Origin of the sequence: Erwinia sp. E602, from assembly GCF_018141005.1 — a bacterium.
Lineage (GTDB): Bacteria > Pseudomonadota > Gammaproteobacteria > Enterobacterales > Enterobacteriaceae > Erwinia.
In genome coordinates this window covers 3,474,147-3,488,611 of sequence record NZ_CP046582.1, presented here as the reverse complement: position 1 = coordinate 3,488,611, position 14,465 = coordinate 3,474,147, and the positions used below count along the sequence as shown (strand labels likewise).

At 57.3% G+C, this 14,465-nt stretch carries 13 protein-coding genes; 6 read left to right on the top strand and 7 right to left on the bottom strand.

The genetic code is table 11. The features are described 5' to 3' along the window. Nucleotides 1-6: 6 nt before the first annotated feature. Together nagA and nagB are read right to left on the bottom strand one after the other, a co-directional pair. Entirely contained in the window at nt 7-1,155 is a 1,149-nt protein-coding gene (nagA, locus tag GKQ23_RS17510) for an N-acetylglucosamine-6-phosphate deacetylase (RefSeq protein WP_212409014.1), read from the bottom strand. 90 nt (nt 1,156-1,245) lie between these two features. Then, a complete protein-coding gene (nagB, locus tag GKQ23_RS17505) occupies nt 1,246-2,046 on the bottom strand; it encodes a glucosamine-6-phosphate deaminase (protein ID WP_212409013.1) in 801 nt (266 codons plus the stop codon). Nucleotides 2,047-2,381: 335 nt separating this feature from the next. Here nagB and nagE point away from each other — a divergent pair, with 335 nt between their 5' ends. The 4 genes from nagE to GKQ23_RS17485 all read left to right on the top strand — a co-directional run bounded on the left by nagE (nt 2,382) and on the right by GKQ23_RS17485 (nt 8,129). Further along, entirely contained in the window at nt 2,382-4,334 is a 1,953-nt protein-coding gene (nagE, locus tag GKQ23_RS17500; RefSeq protein WP_212409012.1) for a PTS N-acetyl glucosamine transporter subunit IIABC, read from the top strand. A gap of 246 nt (nt 4,335-4,580) precedes the next feature. Further along, on the top strand, nt 4,581-6,248 hold the full coding sequence (glnS, locus tag GKQ23_RS17495; protein WP_212409011.1) for a glutamine--tRNA ligase: 1,668 nt from the start codon (nt 4,581-4,583) through the stop codon (nt 6,246-6,248). Between the two features lie 415 nt (nt 6,249-6,663). Further along, nucleotides 6,664-7,911 carry a tryptophan permease gene (mtr, locus tag GKQ23_RS17490; protein WP_212409010.1) on the top strand — a complete coding sequence of 416 codons (1,248 nt, stop codon included), beginning with the start codon at nt 6,664-6,666 and terminating at the stop codon, nt 7,909-7,911. A 20-nt stretch (nt 7,912-7,931) separates the two neighbouring features. Beyond that, nucleotides 7,932-8,129, top strand: a complete 198-nt coding sequence (locus tag GKQ23_RS17485; protein ID WP_212411974.1) for a hypothetical protein — start codon at nt 7,932-7,934, stop codon at nt 8,127-8,129. 61 nt (nt 8,130-8,190) lie between these two features. On the opposite strand, the gene fur is transcribed toward GKQ23_RS17485, so the two are convergent. The 4 genes from fur to ybfF form a co-directional block, all read right to left on the bottom strand. Further along, nucleotides 8,191-8,634: a ferric iron uptake transcriptional regulator gene (fur, locus tag GKQ23_RS17480; RefSeq protein WP_056239931.1), complete on the bottom strand. Its 444-nt coding sequence runs from the start codon at nt 8,632-8,634 to the stop codon at nt 8,191-8,193. 391 nt (nt 8,635-9,025) lie between these two features. Next, entirely contained in the window at nt 9,026-9,556 is a 531-nt protein-coding gene (gene fldA / locus GKQ23_RS17475) for a flavodoxin FldA (RefSeq protein WP_056239928.1), read from the bottom strand. 145 nt (nt 9,557-9,701) lie between these two features. Then, on the bottom strand, nt 9,702-9,983 hold the full coding sequence (ybfE, locus tag GKQ23_RS17470; RefSeq protein ID WP_056239927.1) for a LexA regulated protein: 282 nt from the start codon (nt 9,981-9,983) through the stop codon (nt 9,702-9,704). A 150-nt stretch (nt 9,984-10,133) separates the two neighbouring features. After that, nucleotides 10,134-10,898, bottom strand: coding sequence for an esterase (gene ybfF, locus GKQ23_RS17465; RefSeq protein ID WP_212409009.1), 765 nt, complete (start codon nt 10,896-10,898; stop codon nt 10,134-10,136). Between the two features lie 264 nt (nt 10,899-11,162). Here ybfF and seqA point away from each other — a divergent pair, with 264 nt between their 5' ends. Together seqA and pgm are read left to right on the top strand one after the other, a co-directional pair. Then, the gene (seqA, locus tag GKQ23_RS17460; protein ID WP_212409008.1) at nt 11,163-11,711 is read left to right on the top strand and encodes a replication initiation negative regulator SeqA; all 549 of its coding nucleotides are present in this window, start codon (nt 11,163-11,165) and stop codon (nt 11,709-11,711) included. Between the two features lie 24 nt (nt 11,712-11,735). After that, nucleotides 11,736-13,376, top strand: a complete 1,641-nt coding sequence (pgm, locus tag GKQ23_RS17455) for a phosphoglucomutase (alpha-D-glucose-1,6-bisphosphate-dependent) (protein ID WP_212409007.1) — start codon at nt 11,736-11,738, stop codon at nt 13,374-13,376. Between the two features lie 55 nt (nt 13,377-13,431). Here the strand turns inward: pgm and kdpE are convergent, their stop codons facing one another. Next, on the bottom strand, nt 13,432-14,112 hold the full coding sequence (gene kdpE / locus GKQ23_RS17450; protein WP_212409006.1) for a two-component system response regulator KdpE: 681 nt from the start codon (nt 14,110-14,112) through the stop codon (nt 13,432-13,434). Nucleotides 14,113-14,465 lie beyond the last annotated feature (353 nt).

The following is a 14,465-nucleotide window of genomic DNA, read 5'->3' as shown; positions in this document are numbered from 1 at the left end:
AACGCTCTACTCGCTATAGACCTCGTGACCATTCACGATGGTACGGGTGATTTTATAATCGCGGGTGAACACGGTCAGGTTGGCCACTTTTCCGGCCTCAATTGAACCCAACTGTGCATCCACCCCCATTGCCCGGGCCGGGTAGAGTGACGCCATACGCAGCGACTCATCCAGTGAGATGCCGACGTGTTCAACGCTGTTCGCCACGGCTTCAATCATAGTTAAGGCCGACCCGCTCAGCGTGCCATTTTCATCCACGCACAACCCGTCGCGATAGTATATTGTTTTACCGGCAAAAATGAACCGATCAATACAGGCACCCGCCGGCGCGGTGGCATCGGTCACCAGCACCAGCTTGTCGCCTTTGATGCGTTTGGCGTTGCGGATGTTGGCATAATTGACGTGCAGGCCGTCGGCGATAATGCCGCACCAGACATCAGGTGAGTCGAACAGCGCGCCGATCAGCCCCGGCTCCCGGCCGGTGGTGGCGGGCATGGCGTTATACAGATGGGTAGCAAAGCTCACCCCGGCGCGAATACCTTCTCGCGCCTCGTCACAGGTGGCGTGCGAGTGCCCGGCGGAGATGACGATGCCAGCGTCACGCAGACGGCGGATCACTGCCGGTGCCACCTTCTCCGGTGCCAGGGTAATTTTGCTAATCACATCCGCGTTATCGCAGAGGAAATCCACCAGCTGCGGGGAGGGGGCGCGGATCAGCGCCGGATCGTGGGTGCCCTTTTTCAGCGGGTTTAACCACGGTCCCTCAAGATGCAGGCCCAGCGCCTGGCCGTGATTCTGCGCCAGATACGCCCGCATCACTTCAACGGCGCGGATCATCAGCTCATCGCTGCTGGTAATCAGGGTCGGCAGAAAGCTGGTGCAGCCGGATTTTTCATTGGCCCGCTGCATAATGTTCAGTGTTTCAACGCTGATAGCCGCCAGGTCATCATTAAACTGTACGCCACCGCAGCCGTTCAGCTGTAGGTCGATGAAACCCGGCGCAATCAGCGCGCCGCCAACGTCACGGGTTTCGATCCCTTCAGGCAGGGCATCCACGGCGCAGACGCGTTCAATCAGGCCGTCAGCGATCACTACCGCGTGGTTGTCGAGAATTTCGTGGCCGGTATAAATGCGGCCGTGGGTTAAAGCGTACATGATGTTCTCCTGGCTTAGCATAATCGACTGCGCCGGGCCGGTAGTGGCCCGGCGCAGTCCGCGCTGTGAGCGGGCGTTACGCCCTGATTCTCACAGGTCGGTAATATTGGCCGCTTCCATTTCGCGGAAATATTTAACCGTTTTGACTTTTAATTCCATGGTGGCGGGTTCATCACACACCACCACGGCCTTAGGATGCAGCTGCAGGCAGCTGATGGTCCACATATGGTTGACGTTACCCTCAACGGCGGCCTGCAGCGCCTGCGCCTTCACATGGCCGGTCACCAGAATCATCACCTCTTCCGCATCCAGCAACGTACCGACGCCAACGGTCAGCGCATATTTCGGCACCTGATCGACATCGCCGCTGAAGAAGCGTGAGTTGGCGATACGCGTATCCTGGGTCAGCGTTTTGATGCGCGTGCGTGAAGCCAGTGAAGAGGCCGGTTCGTTGAAGGCGATATGTCCGTCGTTGCCGACGCCGCCCATAAACAGGTTGATTTTACCGTAAGCGCGGATTTTCTCCTCATACTGGCGGCATTCTGCGTCAATATCCGCGGCATTGCCATTGAGGAGGTTGATGTTTTCAGTTGAAATATCAACATGATCGAAAAAGTTCCGGTACATAAAGCTGTGGTAACTCTCCGGGTGTTCCTTCGGCAGGCCGACGTATTCGTCCATGTTGAAGGTTACCACATGTTTAAAACTAACCTGGCCCGCTTTGTGCATCTCAATCAGGTGCTTGTAGGCTTCCAGCGGAGTACCGCCGGTCGGCAGGCCCAGAACAAACGGGCGGTCGGCGGTCGGGTTGAAGGCGTTGATCCGGCTAACGATATGGCGCGCCGCCCACTTACCGGTCTGTGATGACGTTGCCAGGGGAATCAGTCTCATGAGGAACCTCGTAATAAGCGTAATTGAAAACAGGGTAAACGAAGCTTTGTCCAGCTTAGCCTAAGCCCGCGCTGCCTGGGAGAGCGGCCGGTAAAAGAGGCATTTTCACGTTTAGATTTTTTTAATCATAAAATAAGTTGGCTTCACTGACCAGATAAAAGCGCTGTTTATGATTATTTTTGGTGATTTTAGTCACAATATAGTGCATATAATTTGCGGAGCGAATTAATTTTTTTTTACACTTCGTCATACGGTGTTTGATGTCATAATGACGACGAATAGCCAATAAAAACGGTACATCTGACGCCTGAACGGCTCATCAAGGGGGTAGCAGGGTGAATATTTTAGGGTTCTTTCAACGCTTAGGGCGCTCATTGCAGCTGCCAATAGCCGTACTGCCGGTCGCGGCGCTGATGCTGCGCTTCGGTCAGCCCGACTTGCTTAACATGGCGTTTATTGCCCAGGCGGGCGGGGCGATTTTTGATAACCTCGCGCTGATCTTCGCAATCGGGGTGGCGTCGACCTGGTCGAAAGACAACGCCGGTGCCGCGGCACTCGCCGGTGCGGTGGGCTACTTTATTCTGACCAAGGCGATGGTAACCATTAACCCGGCAATCAACATGGGCGTGCTGGCGGGGATCATCACCGGTCTGATCGCCGGTATGACCTACAACCGCTGGTCGGATATCAAGCTGCCTGACTTCCTGAGCTTCTTCGGCGGCAAGCGCTTTGTACCGATTGCCACCGGTTTCTTCTGTCTGGTGCTCTCTGCGGTGTTTGGTTACGTCTGGCCTCCGGTGCAGAACGCCATTCACGCCGGTGGTGAGTGGATCGTGGCGGAAGGCGCGCTGGGCGCCGGTATCTTCGGTTTCGTTAACCGTCTGCTGATCCCAACCGGCCTGCATCAGGTGCTGAACACCATTGCCTGGTTCCAGATCGGTGAGTTCACCAACGCCGCCGGCACCGTGTTCCACGGCGACATCAACCGCTTCTACGCCGGTGATGGCACGGCGGGGATGTTTATGGCGGGCTTCTTCCCGATCATGATGTTTGGTCTGCCGGGTGCGGCGCTGGCCATGTACCTGGCCGCGCCGAAAGCGCGCCGTCCGATGGTCGGCGGCATGCTGATCTCCGTGGCGGTGACCGCGTTCCTGACCGGTGTTACTGAACCGCTGGAATTCCTGTTTATGTTCCTGGCTCCGGTGCTCTATCTGATTCACGCGCTGTTAACCGGGATCAGCCTGTTTGTGGCGACGCTGCTGGGCGTGCATGCCGGCTTCTCTTTCTCCGCAGGCGCCATTGACTATGTGCTGATGTACAAACTGCCTGCGGCCAGCCACAACGTCTGGGTGCTGCTGGTGATGGGCGCGATCGCTTTTGTGGTTTACTTCGTGCTGTTCAGCGCGGTCATCCGCCTGTTTAACCTGAAAACGCCGGGTCGTGAAGATCAGACAGACATTGTTGCTCCTGAAGCCAACAGCAATACCGAAGAGGGGCTGGATCAGCTTTCCCGTCAGTACATTGTGGCGGTCGGCGGTTCCGATAACCTGAACGTGATTGATGCATGTATTACCCGCCTGCGCCTGTCGGTGAAAGATTCAGCCCGCGTGGATGATGCGGCCTGTAAGCGTCTGGGCGCTTCAGGGATTGTGAAACTGAACAAACAGACCATTCAGGTGATCGTCGGCGCGAAAGCCGAATCGCTTGCCGAAGGGATGAAAAAACTGATCGCTAAGGGCCCGATCGCGGCGGCCAGCGCAGCGTCAGCGACAACAGCCCCTGTCGCCCCGGCGGCTCCGCTGCAGGCGGTGCCGAACCCGGCCAAAGGCGTTATCGCCACGCTGGTGGCCCCGGTCAGCGGTAGCGTGGTGGCTATCGAGCAGGTGCCGGACGAAGCCTTTGCCAGCAAAGCGGTGGGCGAAGGTCTGGCGATCAAACCGACCAGCAGCACCGTAGTCGCACCAGCTAACGGCACGCTGGTCAAAATCTTCAACACCAACCACGCTTTCTGCCTGGAAACCGAAAACGGAGCCGAAATCGTCGTGCACATGGGGCTGGATACCGTGGCGCTGGAAGGCAAAGGCTTCACCCGCCTGGCGGAAGAGGGCAGCGTGGTGACGGCCGGTCAGCCGGTATTGGAGATGGACCTGGTCTGGCTCGAGGCCAACGCCCGCTCGATGGTAAGCCCGGTGGTGGTCAGCAATAGTGAAGAGTACAGTGCGGTAACGCTGCTGGCCGGTGACAGCGTGGTGGCAGGCGAGACCCGTATCCTCGAGATTCGCGGCTAACCATAACGATTATCAGTGCGCAGGGCGGGAGCGATCCCGCCCTTTTTTATCTGCGTTTTTAGCCCGGCAATCCGCCGGTCTGCAGGCCTTATACACCGCTACGCCTCATTTTTACCCGCTTTACGCCGCTGCGCCCCTTTTTTATCCGTTTCCCGCAACTAACGGTTGTTTCAGCCGCTCGCTTTGTGGATCATACTCCGTTAATTCATAGTGGATTTATGCTAAGCATTAACTGAGGAAATTGAGATGAGTGAGGCTGAAGCCCGCCCAACTAACTTTATTCGTCAGATCATCGACGAAGATCTGGCGACAGGTAAGCACCACAGCGTGCAGACCCGCTTTCCGCCTGAGCCAAACGGCTACCTGCACATCGGTCACGCCAAGTCGATCTGCCTGAATTTTGGTATCGCGCAAGATTACCAGGGGCAGTGCAACCTGCGTTTCGACGATACCAACCCGGTGAAAGAAGATCTGGAGTTTGTTGAGTCGATCAAACGTGACGTGCAATGGCTGGGCTTTGCGTGGAGCGGTGAGGTGCGTTACTCATCTGACTATTTTGAACAGCTGCATAACTACGCCGTTGAACTGATTAATAAAGGCCTCGCCTACGTGGATGAGCTCACGCCTGAGCAGATCCGCGAATACCGTGGCAGCCTGACCGCACCGGGTAAAAACAGCCCGTACCGCGATCGCAGCGTGGAAGAGAACCTGGCGCTGTTTGCGAAGATGCGCAGCGGTGGTTTCGCCGAAGGTACCGCCTGCCTGCGAGCCAAAATCGATATGGCCTCCAGCTTTATCGTGCTGCGCGACCCGGTGCTGTACCGCATCAAGTTTGCCGAACATCACCAGACGGGCAACGCCTGGTGCATCTACCCGATGTACGACTTCACCCACTGCATCTCCGATGCGCTGGAGGGCATTACCCACTCGCTCTGTACGCTGGAGTTCCAGGACAACCGCCGCCTGTATGACTGGGTGCTGGACAACATCACCATTCCGGTGCATCCGCGTCAGTACGAATTCTCACGCCTGAACCTCGAATACGCCATCATGTCCAAGCGCAAGCTGAGCCTGCTGGTGAGCGAGAAGGTGGTGGAAGGCTGGGATGACCCGCGTATGCTGACCGTTTCCGGCCTGCGCCGCCGCGGCTACAGCGCCGAGTCGATCCGCGAGTTCTGCCGCCGCATCGGCGTGACCAAACAGGACAATATCGTCGAGATGGCCGCGCTGGAGTCCTGCATCCGCGACGACCTGAACGAAAACGCTCCGCGCGCGATGGCGGTGCTGGATCCGGTTAAGGTGGTCATTGAGAACCTGCCTGCGCATCACGATGAAACTATCGTCATGCCAAATCATCCTAACAAGCCGGAGATGGGCACGCGTGACGTGCCGTTCAGCCGCGAGATCTGGATCGACCGCGCCGACTTCCGCGAAGAGGCGAATAAGCAGTACAAGCGTCTGGTGCTGGGGAAAGAGGTGCGTCTGCGCAACGCCTACGTGATCCGTGCGGAGCGCGTGGCGAAAGACGAAGACGGCAATATCACCTGCCTGTTCTGTACCTGTGATGTGGATACTCTGAGCAAAGATCCTGCCGATGGCCGTAAGGTTAAAGGTGTGATCCACTGGGTGTCTGCGGTGCATGCGCTGCCGGCAGAATTCCGTCTGTACGATCGCCTGTTCAGCGTGCCTAACCCGGCCGCCGCCGACGACTTCCTGACCACTATCAATCCGGACTCGCTGATTATCCGTAACGGCTTTGTCGAACCGGGGCTGCAGCAGGCAGAGGCATCCGCGCCATATCAGTTCGAGCGTGAAGGCTACTTCTGCGCCGACAGCGTTTACTCCAGCGCCAGCCAGTTGGTGTTTAACCGCACCGTTGGCCTGCGTGATACCTGGGCGAAAAGCGGCGAATAACGTCGCTTTTACGCGGTAATGATAAAAGGAGCGAGCAATCGCTCCTTTTTTTTGCTTAGCGATCGCAGCCGTCAGAATAGCCTGACTGTCTGACTGTCTGACTGTCTGACTGTCTGACTGTCTGACTGTCTGACTGTCTGACTGTCTGACTGTCTGCCACCTGCCACCTGCCACCTGCCACCTGCCACCTGCCACCTCGATTTTCCACCTGCTCTCCGCCGCAGTGGTACGTCCGTCTGTCTCTTTACGTTTCTGTAAATAAGAGTTTCCGATCGGAAGCTCTGCCATTTGCAGCTTAGTGGGTTAGTGTACTAGTTCGTGAGTATTTAACTCTGTAGACTGTGCCGCTTTAGCGTCGTTGCGCCAGATGTTGTCAGGCCTTTCAACGGCGCGGATTGTTTATCAGGGAGTTATTATGGTTTCACCCGTTTCTGCCACGCCGCTGCCCGCCACGCTGTGGGGCACGCTGATCATTAGCGGCACCATTATCGGTGCCGGGATGTTCTCACTGCCGGTGGTGATGGCCGGTGCCTGGTTTAGCTGGTCGACCGCGCTGCTGCTGGTGAGCTGGTTGTGTATGCTGCTCTCCGGGCTGCTGTTTCTGGAGGCCAGCCAGCACTATCCGGCCGGGGCCAGCTTTGACACCATCACCCGCGATTTACTCGGCAGGGGCTGGAACCAGATTAACGGCCTGTCGGTGGCCTTCGTGCTGGGCATTCTTACCTACGCCTATATCTCTGCCAGCGGAGCGATTATCCAGCGCACGCTGGGGCTGCTGGATATCCCGCTCTCCGCGCGCAGCGCCGGGCTGCTGTTTACCCTGCTGGTGGCGCTGTTTATCTGGCTCGGCACCGGCGTGGTCAGCCGCATGACGCTGATTGTTCTCGGGGCTAAGCTTGTCACTTTCCTGACCATTTTTGGCGGCCTGCTGTGGCACGTACAGCCCGCCACGCTGCTGGATAGCGCGGCTGAAGGCGGCCACTATCTGCCTTACCTGTGGATGGTGGTGCCGTTTTGCCTCGCCTCGTTTGGCTATCATGGCAACATTGCCGGGCTGAACCGCTACTACGGCCACCATGCTCAGCGCGTCGGCCGCTGCCTGATTTACGGCACGCTGCTGGCGCTGGCGATCTACTTTATCTGGATCCTCGGCACCATGGGGAACATTCCCCGCCAGGATTTCCGTGCGATAGCCGCGCAGGGCGGCAATATTGATGTGCTGGTCGCGGCGCTGTCCGGCGTGCTGCACAGTCCTTACCTCAACCTGCTGCTGAATATCTTCTCCAACTTCGCGGTCGCCAGTTCGTTTCTCGGCGTCAGCCTCGGCTTTTTTGACTACCTGGCCGATCGGTTTAACATCGATGGCACGCACGGCGGGCGGCTGAAAACCGCACTGCTGACCTTCAGCCTGCCGCTGGCGGCGGCGATGCTGTGGCCGGACGGCTTCCTGGTGGCGATCGGCTACGCCGGTCTGGCCGCCACCATCTGGGCGGTCATCACTCCGGCCCTGCTGGCCTGGAAGGCGCGGCAGCGCTTTGCCACGCCTGCCTGGCGGGTAAGGGGCGGAGCCATTCCGCTTGCGCTGGTGCTGGCCTTCGGCGCGCTTAACGTGGTGGTCTCGCTGCTCTCCTACGGCAACTGGCTGCCGGTGTGGAGCGGCTAACACCCCGTTCATCTGCGGGGATGATGCATCTGGCGGCATTGAGCAGCGCCGATCGGCGGCAGCTCCACGGTGCATTACCGGTGGTGATGTTTCATCAGGGTGTCGGCAACGGGAATAGCTGGCAGCTGTGGCAGCCGCAGCATCCGCCGGCGGTGAGCGGCAGCGTGCAGATCCGTAGCGTCAGCGGAAAACGGTTCAGCCGGGTTGAGAGTCTGTAATCGGAGATGTGCAGTAGGGAAGAGAACCGGTGGCAGGCCACCGGTTTTACAACAGGGGGGATTACTTGTCGTGCAGAGTTTCGTCTTCGCGGCAGTCGCCGAGAGCGCAATGGCCGTACAGGTACAGGCTATGGTTGCTCAGTTTGATACCGTGACGCGTGGCGATATCACGCTGACGGGTTTCAATCGATTCATCACTAAACTCAATTACTTTGCCGCAGTCCAGGCAGATCAGGTGGTCATGATGCTGCTGCTGGGTCAGTTCGAAGACAGATTTACCGCCCTCGAAATTATGACGGGTCACGATGCCCGCATCGTCGAACTGGTTAAGTACGCGATATACGGTCGCCAGACCAATCTCTTCGCCCATATCAATCAGGCGCTTATACAAGTCTTCCGCACTGACGTGATGGCCCTCAGGTTCCTGAAGCACTTCCAGAATTTTCAGTCGTGGAAGCGTGACTTTCAGGCCGGCCTTCTTTAATGCGGTGTTGTTGTCAGTCATGCGGATATTGTCCTGTTACTTAGCTGGTCACTTAGAGGCTGAAAGCCCTGAACATCGGTTGACGCTAAAGTTAGATGCGTCCCAGTATAGAACTGATACTTTAAAATGAAAACCGTCAGGGGGAAGTAAGCCACTACCGGATGTAAGGGATTGTACCATGACATCCGGTGTAGCCCGAACCCAAAATTAATTCGTTAACATTTCGGCCTTCCTCTGCCTGAGGCGCTGATTGCGACAATCGTCACAGCAAGGCGGCAGGGGGAGGAGAAAGCAGGTAACCGATGGGGTTATTGTACAGTTTTGGTGGTTAAAATTTCAAATATCTATCGATTACTTCTATAGGAAAAACCACTGGCCGGGTGTGAGGCAGCCCTCACTCCGGCCGACTGGCTTAAGCTTCGATGATCTCTTTTAACTGAAGTTCATCAAAAATTTGTTTTACCCACTTCTCAACGCGATCGTTGGTCAGCTCAGGCTGGCGATCTTCATCAATGGCGAGGCCGAGGAAGTGGTTATCATCGGCGAGACCTTTAGAGGCTTCAAAATGGTAGCCTTCGGTTGGCCAGAAGCCTACCAGCACCGCGCCGTTTGGCTCGATAATGTCGCGCAGGGTACCCATCGCGTCACAGAAGTACTCTGAGTAGTCTTCCTGATCGCCACAGCCAAACAGGGCAACCAGTTTACCATTGAAATCAACCTCTTCCAGCGTCGGGAAGAAGTCGTCCCAGTCACACTGGGCTTCACCATAATACCAGGTCGGAATGCCCAGCAGCAGAATATCGAAGGCTTCCAGGTCTTCTTTGCTGCTTTTGGCAATATCACGAACCTCTGCAACGTCTTTACCCAGTTGCTTCTGGATCATCTTTGCAATGTTTTCCGTATTGCCCGTATCGCTGCCAAAGAAAATGCCTACGATTGCCATGAGTTTGATAACCTCTTGAATCTTAATGGTATGGTGACTGCAAAATGGTTTGCATATAGCGCTAATAATAGCAGACTGCACTCAACGGATAAATGCGAAATGCCGCTGGTTTTGTCGCTTTGTGCGTAGCACTGCGGCCAGCGGCTCAGGATGGCAGGTGCTGTAACTGAGCCAGCAGCATCTCTTCAATCAGCTCGCTGCGGCTCATATTGCGCGCTTCCGCCAGCTGATTCAGCGCGTCAACCGCCTCGCTGTTCATTTTCAACTCAACGCGCTTAAGTCCGCGAACCTTGTCGCGCTTGAGCTGGTTGCGTTTGTTGATCCGCAGTTGCTCATCACGCGTAAGCGGATTGGTTTTCGGTCGTCCCGGGCGACGTTCGTCTGCAAACAGATCGATCGTGGTGCGGTCCGTGTTTTCTTTTGCCATAGGTCGGTGATTACTGAAAAGGCTGGGTTCTGATGAATTGGGCCGTCATGCCGCCTGAAAAACCATCAGCGGCAAAATTTTTGCGCGCCATCATACCCCACGCAAACTCATGACGACAATGATTTAACAACCCGGCTGAAGCATTTGTTTTTACAGCGCAAAAAAACGACGAATTGTGCGTAAAACCGCATCAGGCTTCTCGGCATGCACCCAGTGACCGGCCCCGGCCACCACGTGTGCCCGCGCCTGCGGGAACTGCGCCAGGATGGCTCCCCGGTAGTCATCACGGATATACGGCGACAGCTCACCGCGAATAAACAGTGCCGGGTGGGGCCACGCTGGCTGCGGCTGCCAGCCGATAATTTGCCCGTAGCAGGCTTCGATCGCCGGCACGTTAAAACGCCACTCACCGTTGTGAAACGATTTTAGCAGGAACTGAATCACGCCCTCTTCCGCCAGCCGTTCCCGCATCAGGGTAGCCGCTTCCGTGCGCGAGGTGATGCCAGCGGCAGTCACCGCCTTTAGCGCGGCAATGATCTCGTCGTGGTGGCGGGTCGGGTAAGCCACCGGCGCGATATCGATCACCACAATTTCTGCGACCCGCTCAGGTGCCAGTGCGGTCAGCGCCATGGTGATTTTTCCGCCCATCGAGTGGCCAATGGCGCTGAAACGGTCGATGCCCAGATCGTCCAGTGAATCGAGAACATCCTGCGCCATCTGCCGATAGTCCATCTCGCTGGCGCGCGGCGACAGGCCGTGGTTGCGTACGTCAAACTGAACGATCTGGCGGTGGCTCTTCAGCTCACGTGCCAGGATCCCGAGATTATCCAGGCTGCCAAACAGGCCGTGGATCAGCACCAGCGGGCAGTCACCGCTGGCGGATTGTTCAGATTGCAGGCGGACATTCAAATTCATGGCAAAGTTCTTACAGGTGGACGGAAGGCTTAGGGTATCATGGATCCCACAATTTCTGTCGCGTGCGGCACAGACTGCAAAGAGCATTTTTTGCGGTAAAGTCTGAGTTTTACCGCGAAGTGGCGTTGTGGCTACACCCTGGCAGAATTTAACTTTATAATCCTGATGTTAGAACGGCAAAAAATGGGCATTCCCGCCACCGCGCTGGCAATAGCCGCTACATTGATTGTGTTCTGATACAAGCCATTACCGTACTGGATAAAGATGAAAACGATCGAAGTCGACGAAGAGCTGTACCGCTATATCGCCAGCCACACTCAGCATATTGGTGAAAGCGCATCGGACATTTTACGCCGCATGCTGAAGTTTACCGCCGGTCAGAGCGCCCCCGCGGCGGCTGCCCCGGCACGGATTTCAGCCGTCGCTACTCAGCCTGCTGTCGCTGTCGCTGAGGCACGGCCACAGGATCGCGTGCGCGCGGTGCGTGAACTGCTGCTGTCCGATGAGTACGCCGAGCAGAAGAAAGCGGTAAACCGTTTTATGCTGATTCTGTCGACGTTATACGGTCTGGATGCTCAGGCATTCGGCGCAGCAACGGAGTCGCTGCACGGCCGCACGCGCGTCTATTTCGCCGGCAATCAGCAAACCCTGGTTCAGAACGGCACCCATACCAAGCCGCAGCACATTCCCGGCACGCCGTACTGGGTGATCACCAATACCAATACCGAGCGCAAACGCAGCATGGTGGAACACATCATGCAGTCCATGCAGTTCCCTGCGGAACTGACCGACAAAGTTTGCGGAACCCTCTAACTGAAGCGTCAGGGAGAAGCGCCAATGGCCAGACACCCCCGTGCCGGACAACCCGCCCGGCAGAGCGATTTGATAAACGTTGCACAATTAACCTCACAGTATTATGTGCTGCAGCCTGAAGCAGGCAATGCAGAGCACGCGGTGAAGTTTGGTACTTCCGGCCACCGCGGCAGCGCGGGGCGTCACAGCTTTAACGAGACGCATATCCTGGCGATTGCCCAGGCGATTGCCGAAGAGCGTAAAAAAAATGGCATCACGGGGCCGTGCTATGTGGGGAAAGATACCCATGCGCTGTCTGAACCGGCGCTGATCTCGGTACTGGAAGTGCTGACGGCCAACGGCGTGGATGTAATAGTGCAGCTGGATAACGGCTATACGCCTACGCCCGCCATCTCCAATGCGATTCTCGAACACAATAAAACGGCGACCGCGCAGGCCGACGGCATTGTAATTACCCCGTCGCACAACCCACCGGAAGATGGCGGCATCAAGTACAACCCGCCAAACGGCGGTCCGGCCGATACCAACGTCACCAAAGTGGTTGAAGACAGGGCTAACGCGCTGATCAAAGCCGGACTGAAAGAGGTGCGCCGCATCAGCCTCGATCAGGCGTGGGCCAGCGGCCATCTGCAGGAGAAAGATCTGATCCAACCGTACGTTGAAGGTCTGGCACAGATCGTTGATATCGCGGCGATTCAGAAGGCCGGCCTGAAGATCGGCGTCGACCCGCTTGGCGGTTCCGGTATCGCTTACTGGCAGCGCATTGCGGAGCATTACAATCTGGATCTGACCATCGTTAACGATGCCGTCGACCAGACTTTCCGCTTTATGCACCTCGATCATGACGGCATTATCCGCATGGACTGCTCGTCCGAGTCGGCGATGGCCGGCCTGCTGGCGCTGCGTGATAAGTTCGATCTGGCCTTCGCCAACGATCCGGATTACGACCGTCACGGCATTGTGACCCCGGCCGGCCTGATGAACCCGAACCACTACCTGGCGGTAGCGATTCAGTACCTGTTCCAGCATCGCCCGCAGTGGGGCAAAGAGGTAGCGGTTGGCAAAACGCTGGTCTCCAGCGCGATGATTGACCGGGTGGTGGCGGACATTGGCCGTAAGCTGGTGGAAGTGCCGGTGGGCTTTAAATGGTTTGTTGATGGCCTGTTCGACGGCAGCTTCGGTTTCGGCGGTGAAGAGAGCGCGGGGGCCTCGTTCCTGCGCTTCGACGGCACACCGTGGTCCACCGATAAAGACGGCATCATCATGTGCCTGCTGGCTGCAGAGATCACTGCGGTAACCGGTAAGAATCCACAGCAGCACTACGATGAGCTGGCGGCCCGCTTCGGCGCACCAAGCTATAACCGTATCCAGGCACCGGCAACGTCCGCGCAGAAAGCCGCGCTGTCTAAGCTCTCGCCGGAAATGGTCAGCGCCGCGACGCTGGCCGGTGATCCGATCACCGCCCGCCTGACCGCCGCGCCGGGCAACGGTGCCTCGATCGGTGGTCTGAAGGTGATGACGGAAAACGGCTGGTTTGCCGCGCGTCCGTCCGGTACCGAAGACGCCTATAAGATCTACTGCGAAAGTTTCCTCGGCGCTGAGCATCGTGAGCAGATCGAGAAAGAAGCGGTTGAGATCGTCAGTGCGGTGCTGAAAAACGCCTGATCGTCGGCACTCTGAACAGGCAGCTCAGCGATGAGCTGCCTTTTTTTTGCCAGAATCAGGGCAGGAACCGGTAGCCAACGCCGGTTTCGGTCAGCAGATGCGCGGGGCGCGCCGGATCCTGCTCCAGCTTTTGCCGCAGGTGGCCCATATAGATGCGCAGGTAGTGGCTGTGCTCAACGGCGTTTGGTCCCCAGACCTGCACCAGCAGCTGGCGCTGGGTCATCACCTTGCCGGGATGGTTCAGCAGGCTGACCAGCAGACGAAACTCAATCGGGGTCAGGTGCAGTTCGCTGCCGGCGCGGGTCACGCGGCGTGCGGCAATATCCACCGTGATATCGGCGAAGGTCACCACCGGCGTTACGCTGTTTTCTCCTGCCGGGCGGTGGCGCAGCGCCACCCGCACCCGGGCCAGCAGTTCACCGACGCTGAAGGGTTTGGTCAGGAAATCATCGGCACCGGCATCCAGCGCGGCGATCTTATCCTGCTCATCGCTGCGGGCGGAGAGCACGATCACCGGCAGGCTGCTCCACTGGCGGACCTCACGAATAAATTCCCCGCCGTCGCCGTCCGGCAGTCCCAGGTCGAGGATCGCCAGCGCCGGTTTACGGGTGGCGGCCTCAATCAGCCCGCGGCTCAGCGTGTCGGCATCCACCACGTGGAAGCCTTCTCCCTCCAGCGCTTTGCGTAAAAAGCGGCGGATCTCTTTTTCATCTTCGACGATCAGGATAGTGGTCACAGCACCTCACGACAGGCTGAAAGGCGATATATACCGCCCGTATTGCGCTTAATCTAGCAAAAAGAGCGGATGGCGTCTGTGTTGCCAGGCAGTAGTCGCCAGCAGATGAGGTCTGCACGCCTGAAAATCCATCGGCGCGATCTAACGCCCGCTTTCACCAAAAGGCACCGCGGCACAGCAGCGTTACCACTGAACCTGACCGTTGCTGCAGCGGGGGGCAGTCTTGAGTCGAAAATGCGAAACTTAAATTTAACCTTGGTGTAACAAAATTACGGCCACAACGGTTAAATTCCGTTCTTTACACGTTAAAGTGGTCGGATCAGTAGTAAAATTACACCAGACGCGATACACTT

What these genes read in the sequence shown, in the direction of transcription:
- nagA (WP_212409014.1), bottom strand. Translation starts at nt 1,155, where the DNA reads ATGTACGCTTTAACCCACGGCCGCATTTATACCGGCCACGAAATTCTC.
- nagB (WP_212409013.1), bottom strand. Translation starts at nt 2,046, where the DNA reads ATGAGACTGATTCCCCTGGCAACGTCATCACAGACCGGTAAGTGGGCG.
- glnS (WP_212409011.1), top strand. Translation starts at nt 4,581, where the DNA reads ATGAGTGAGGCTGAAGCCCGCCCAACTAACTTTATTCGTCAGATCATC.
- mtr (WP_212409010.1), top strand. Translation starts at nt 6,664, where the DNA reads ATGGTTTCACCCGTTTCTGCCACGCCGCTGCCCGCCACGCTGTGGGGC.
- GKQ23_RS17485 (WP_212411974.1), top strand. Translation starts at nt 7,932, where the DNA reads ATGATGCATCTGGCGGCATTGAGCAGCGCCGATCGGCGGCAGCTCCAC.
- fur (WP_056239931.1), bottom strand. Translation starts at nt 8,634, where the DNA reads ATGACTGACAACAACACCGCATTAAAGAAGGCCGGCCTGAAAGTCACG.
- fldA (WP_056239928.1), bottom strand. Translation starts at nt 9,556, where the DNA reads ATGGCAATCGTAGGCATTTTCTTTGGCAGCGATACGGGCAATACGGAA.
- ybfE (WP_056239927.1), bottom strand. Translation starts at nt 9,983, where the DNA reads ATGGCAAAAGAAAACACGGACCGCACCACGATCGATCTGTTTGCAGAC.
- ybfF (WP_212409009.1), bottom strand. Translation starts at nt 10,898, where the DNA reads ATGAATTTGAATGTCCGCCTGCAATCTGAACAATCCGCCAGCGGTGAC.
- seqA (WP_212409008.1), top strand. Translation starts at nt 11,163, where the DNA reads ATGAAAACGATCGAAGTCGACGAAGAGCTGTACCGCTATATCGCCAGC.
- pgm (WP_212409007.1), top strand. Translation starts at nt 11,736, where the DNA reads ATGGCCAGACACCCCCGTGCCGGACAACCCGCCCGGCAGAGCGATTTG.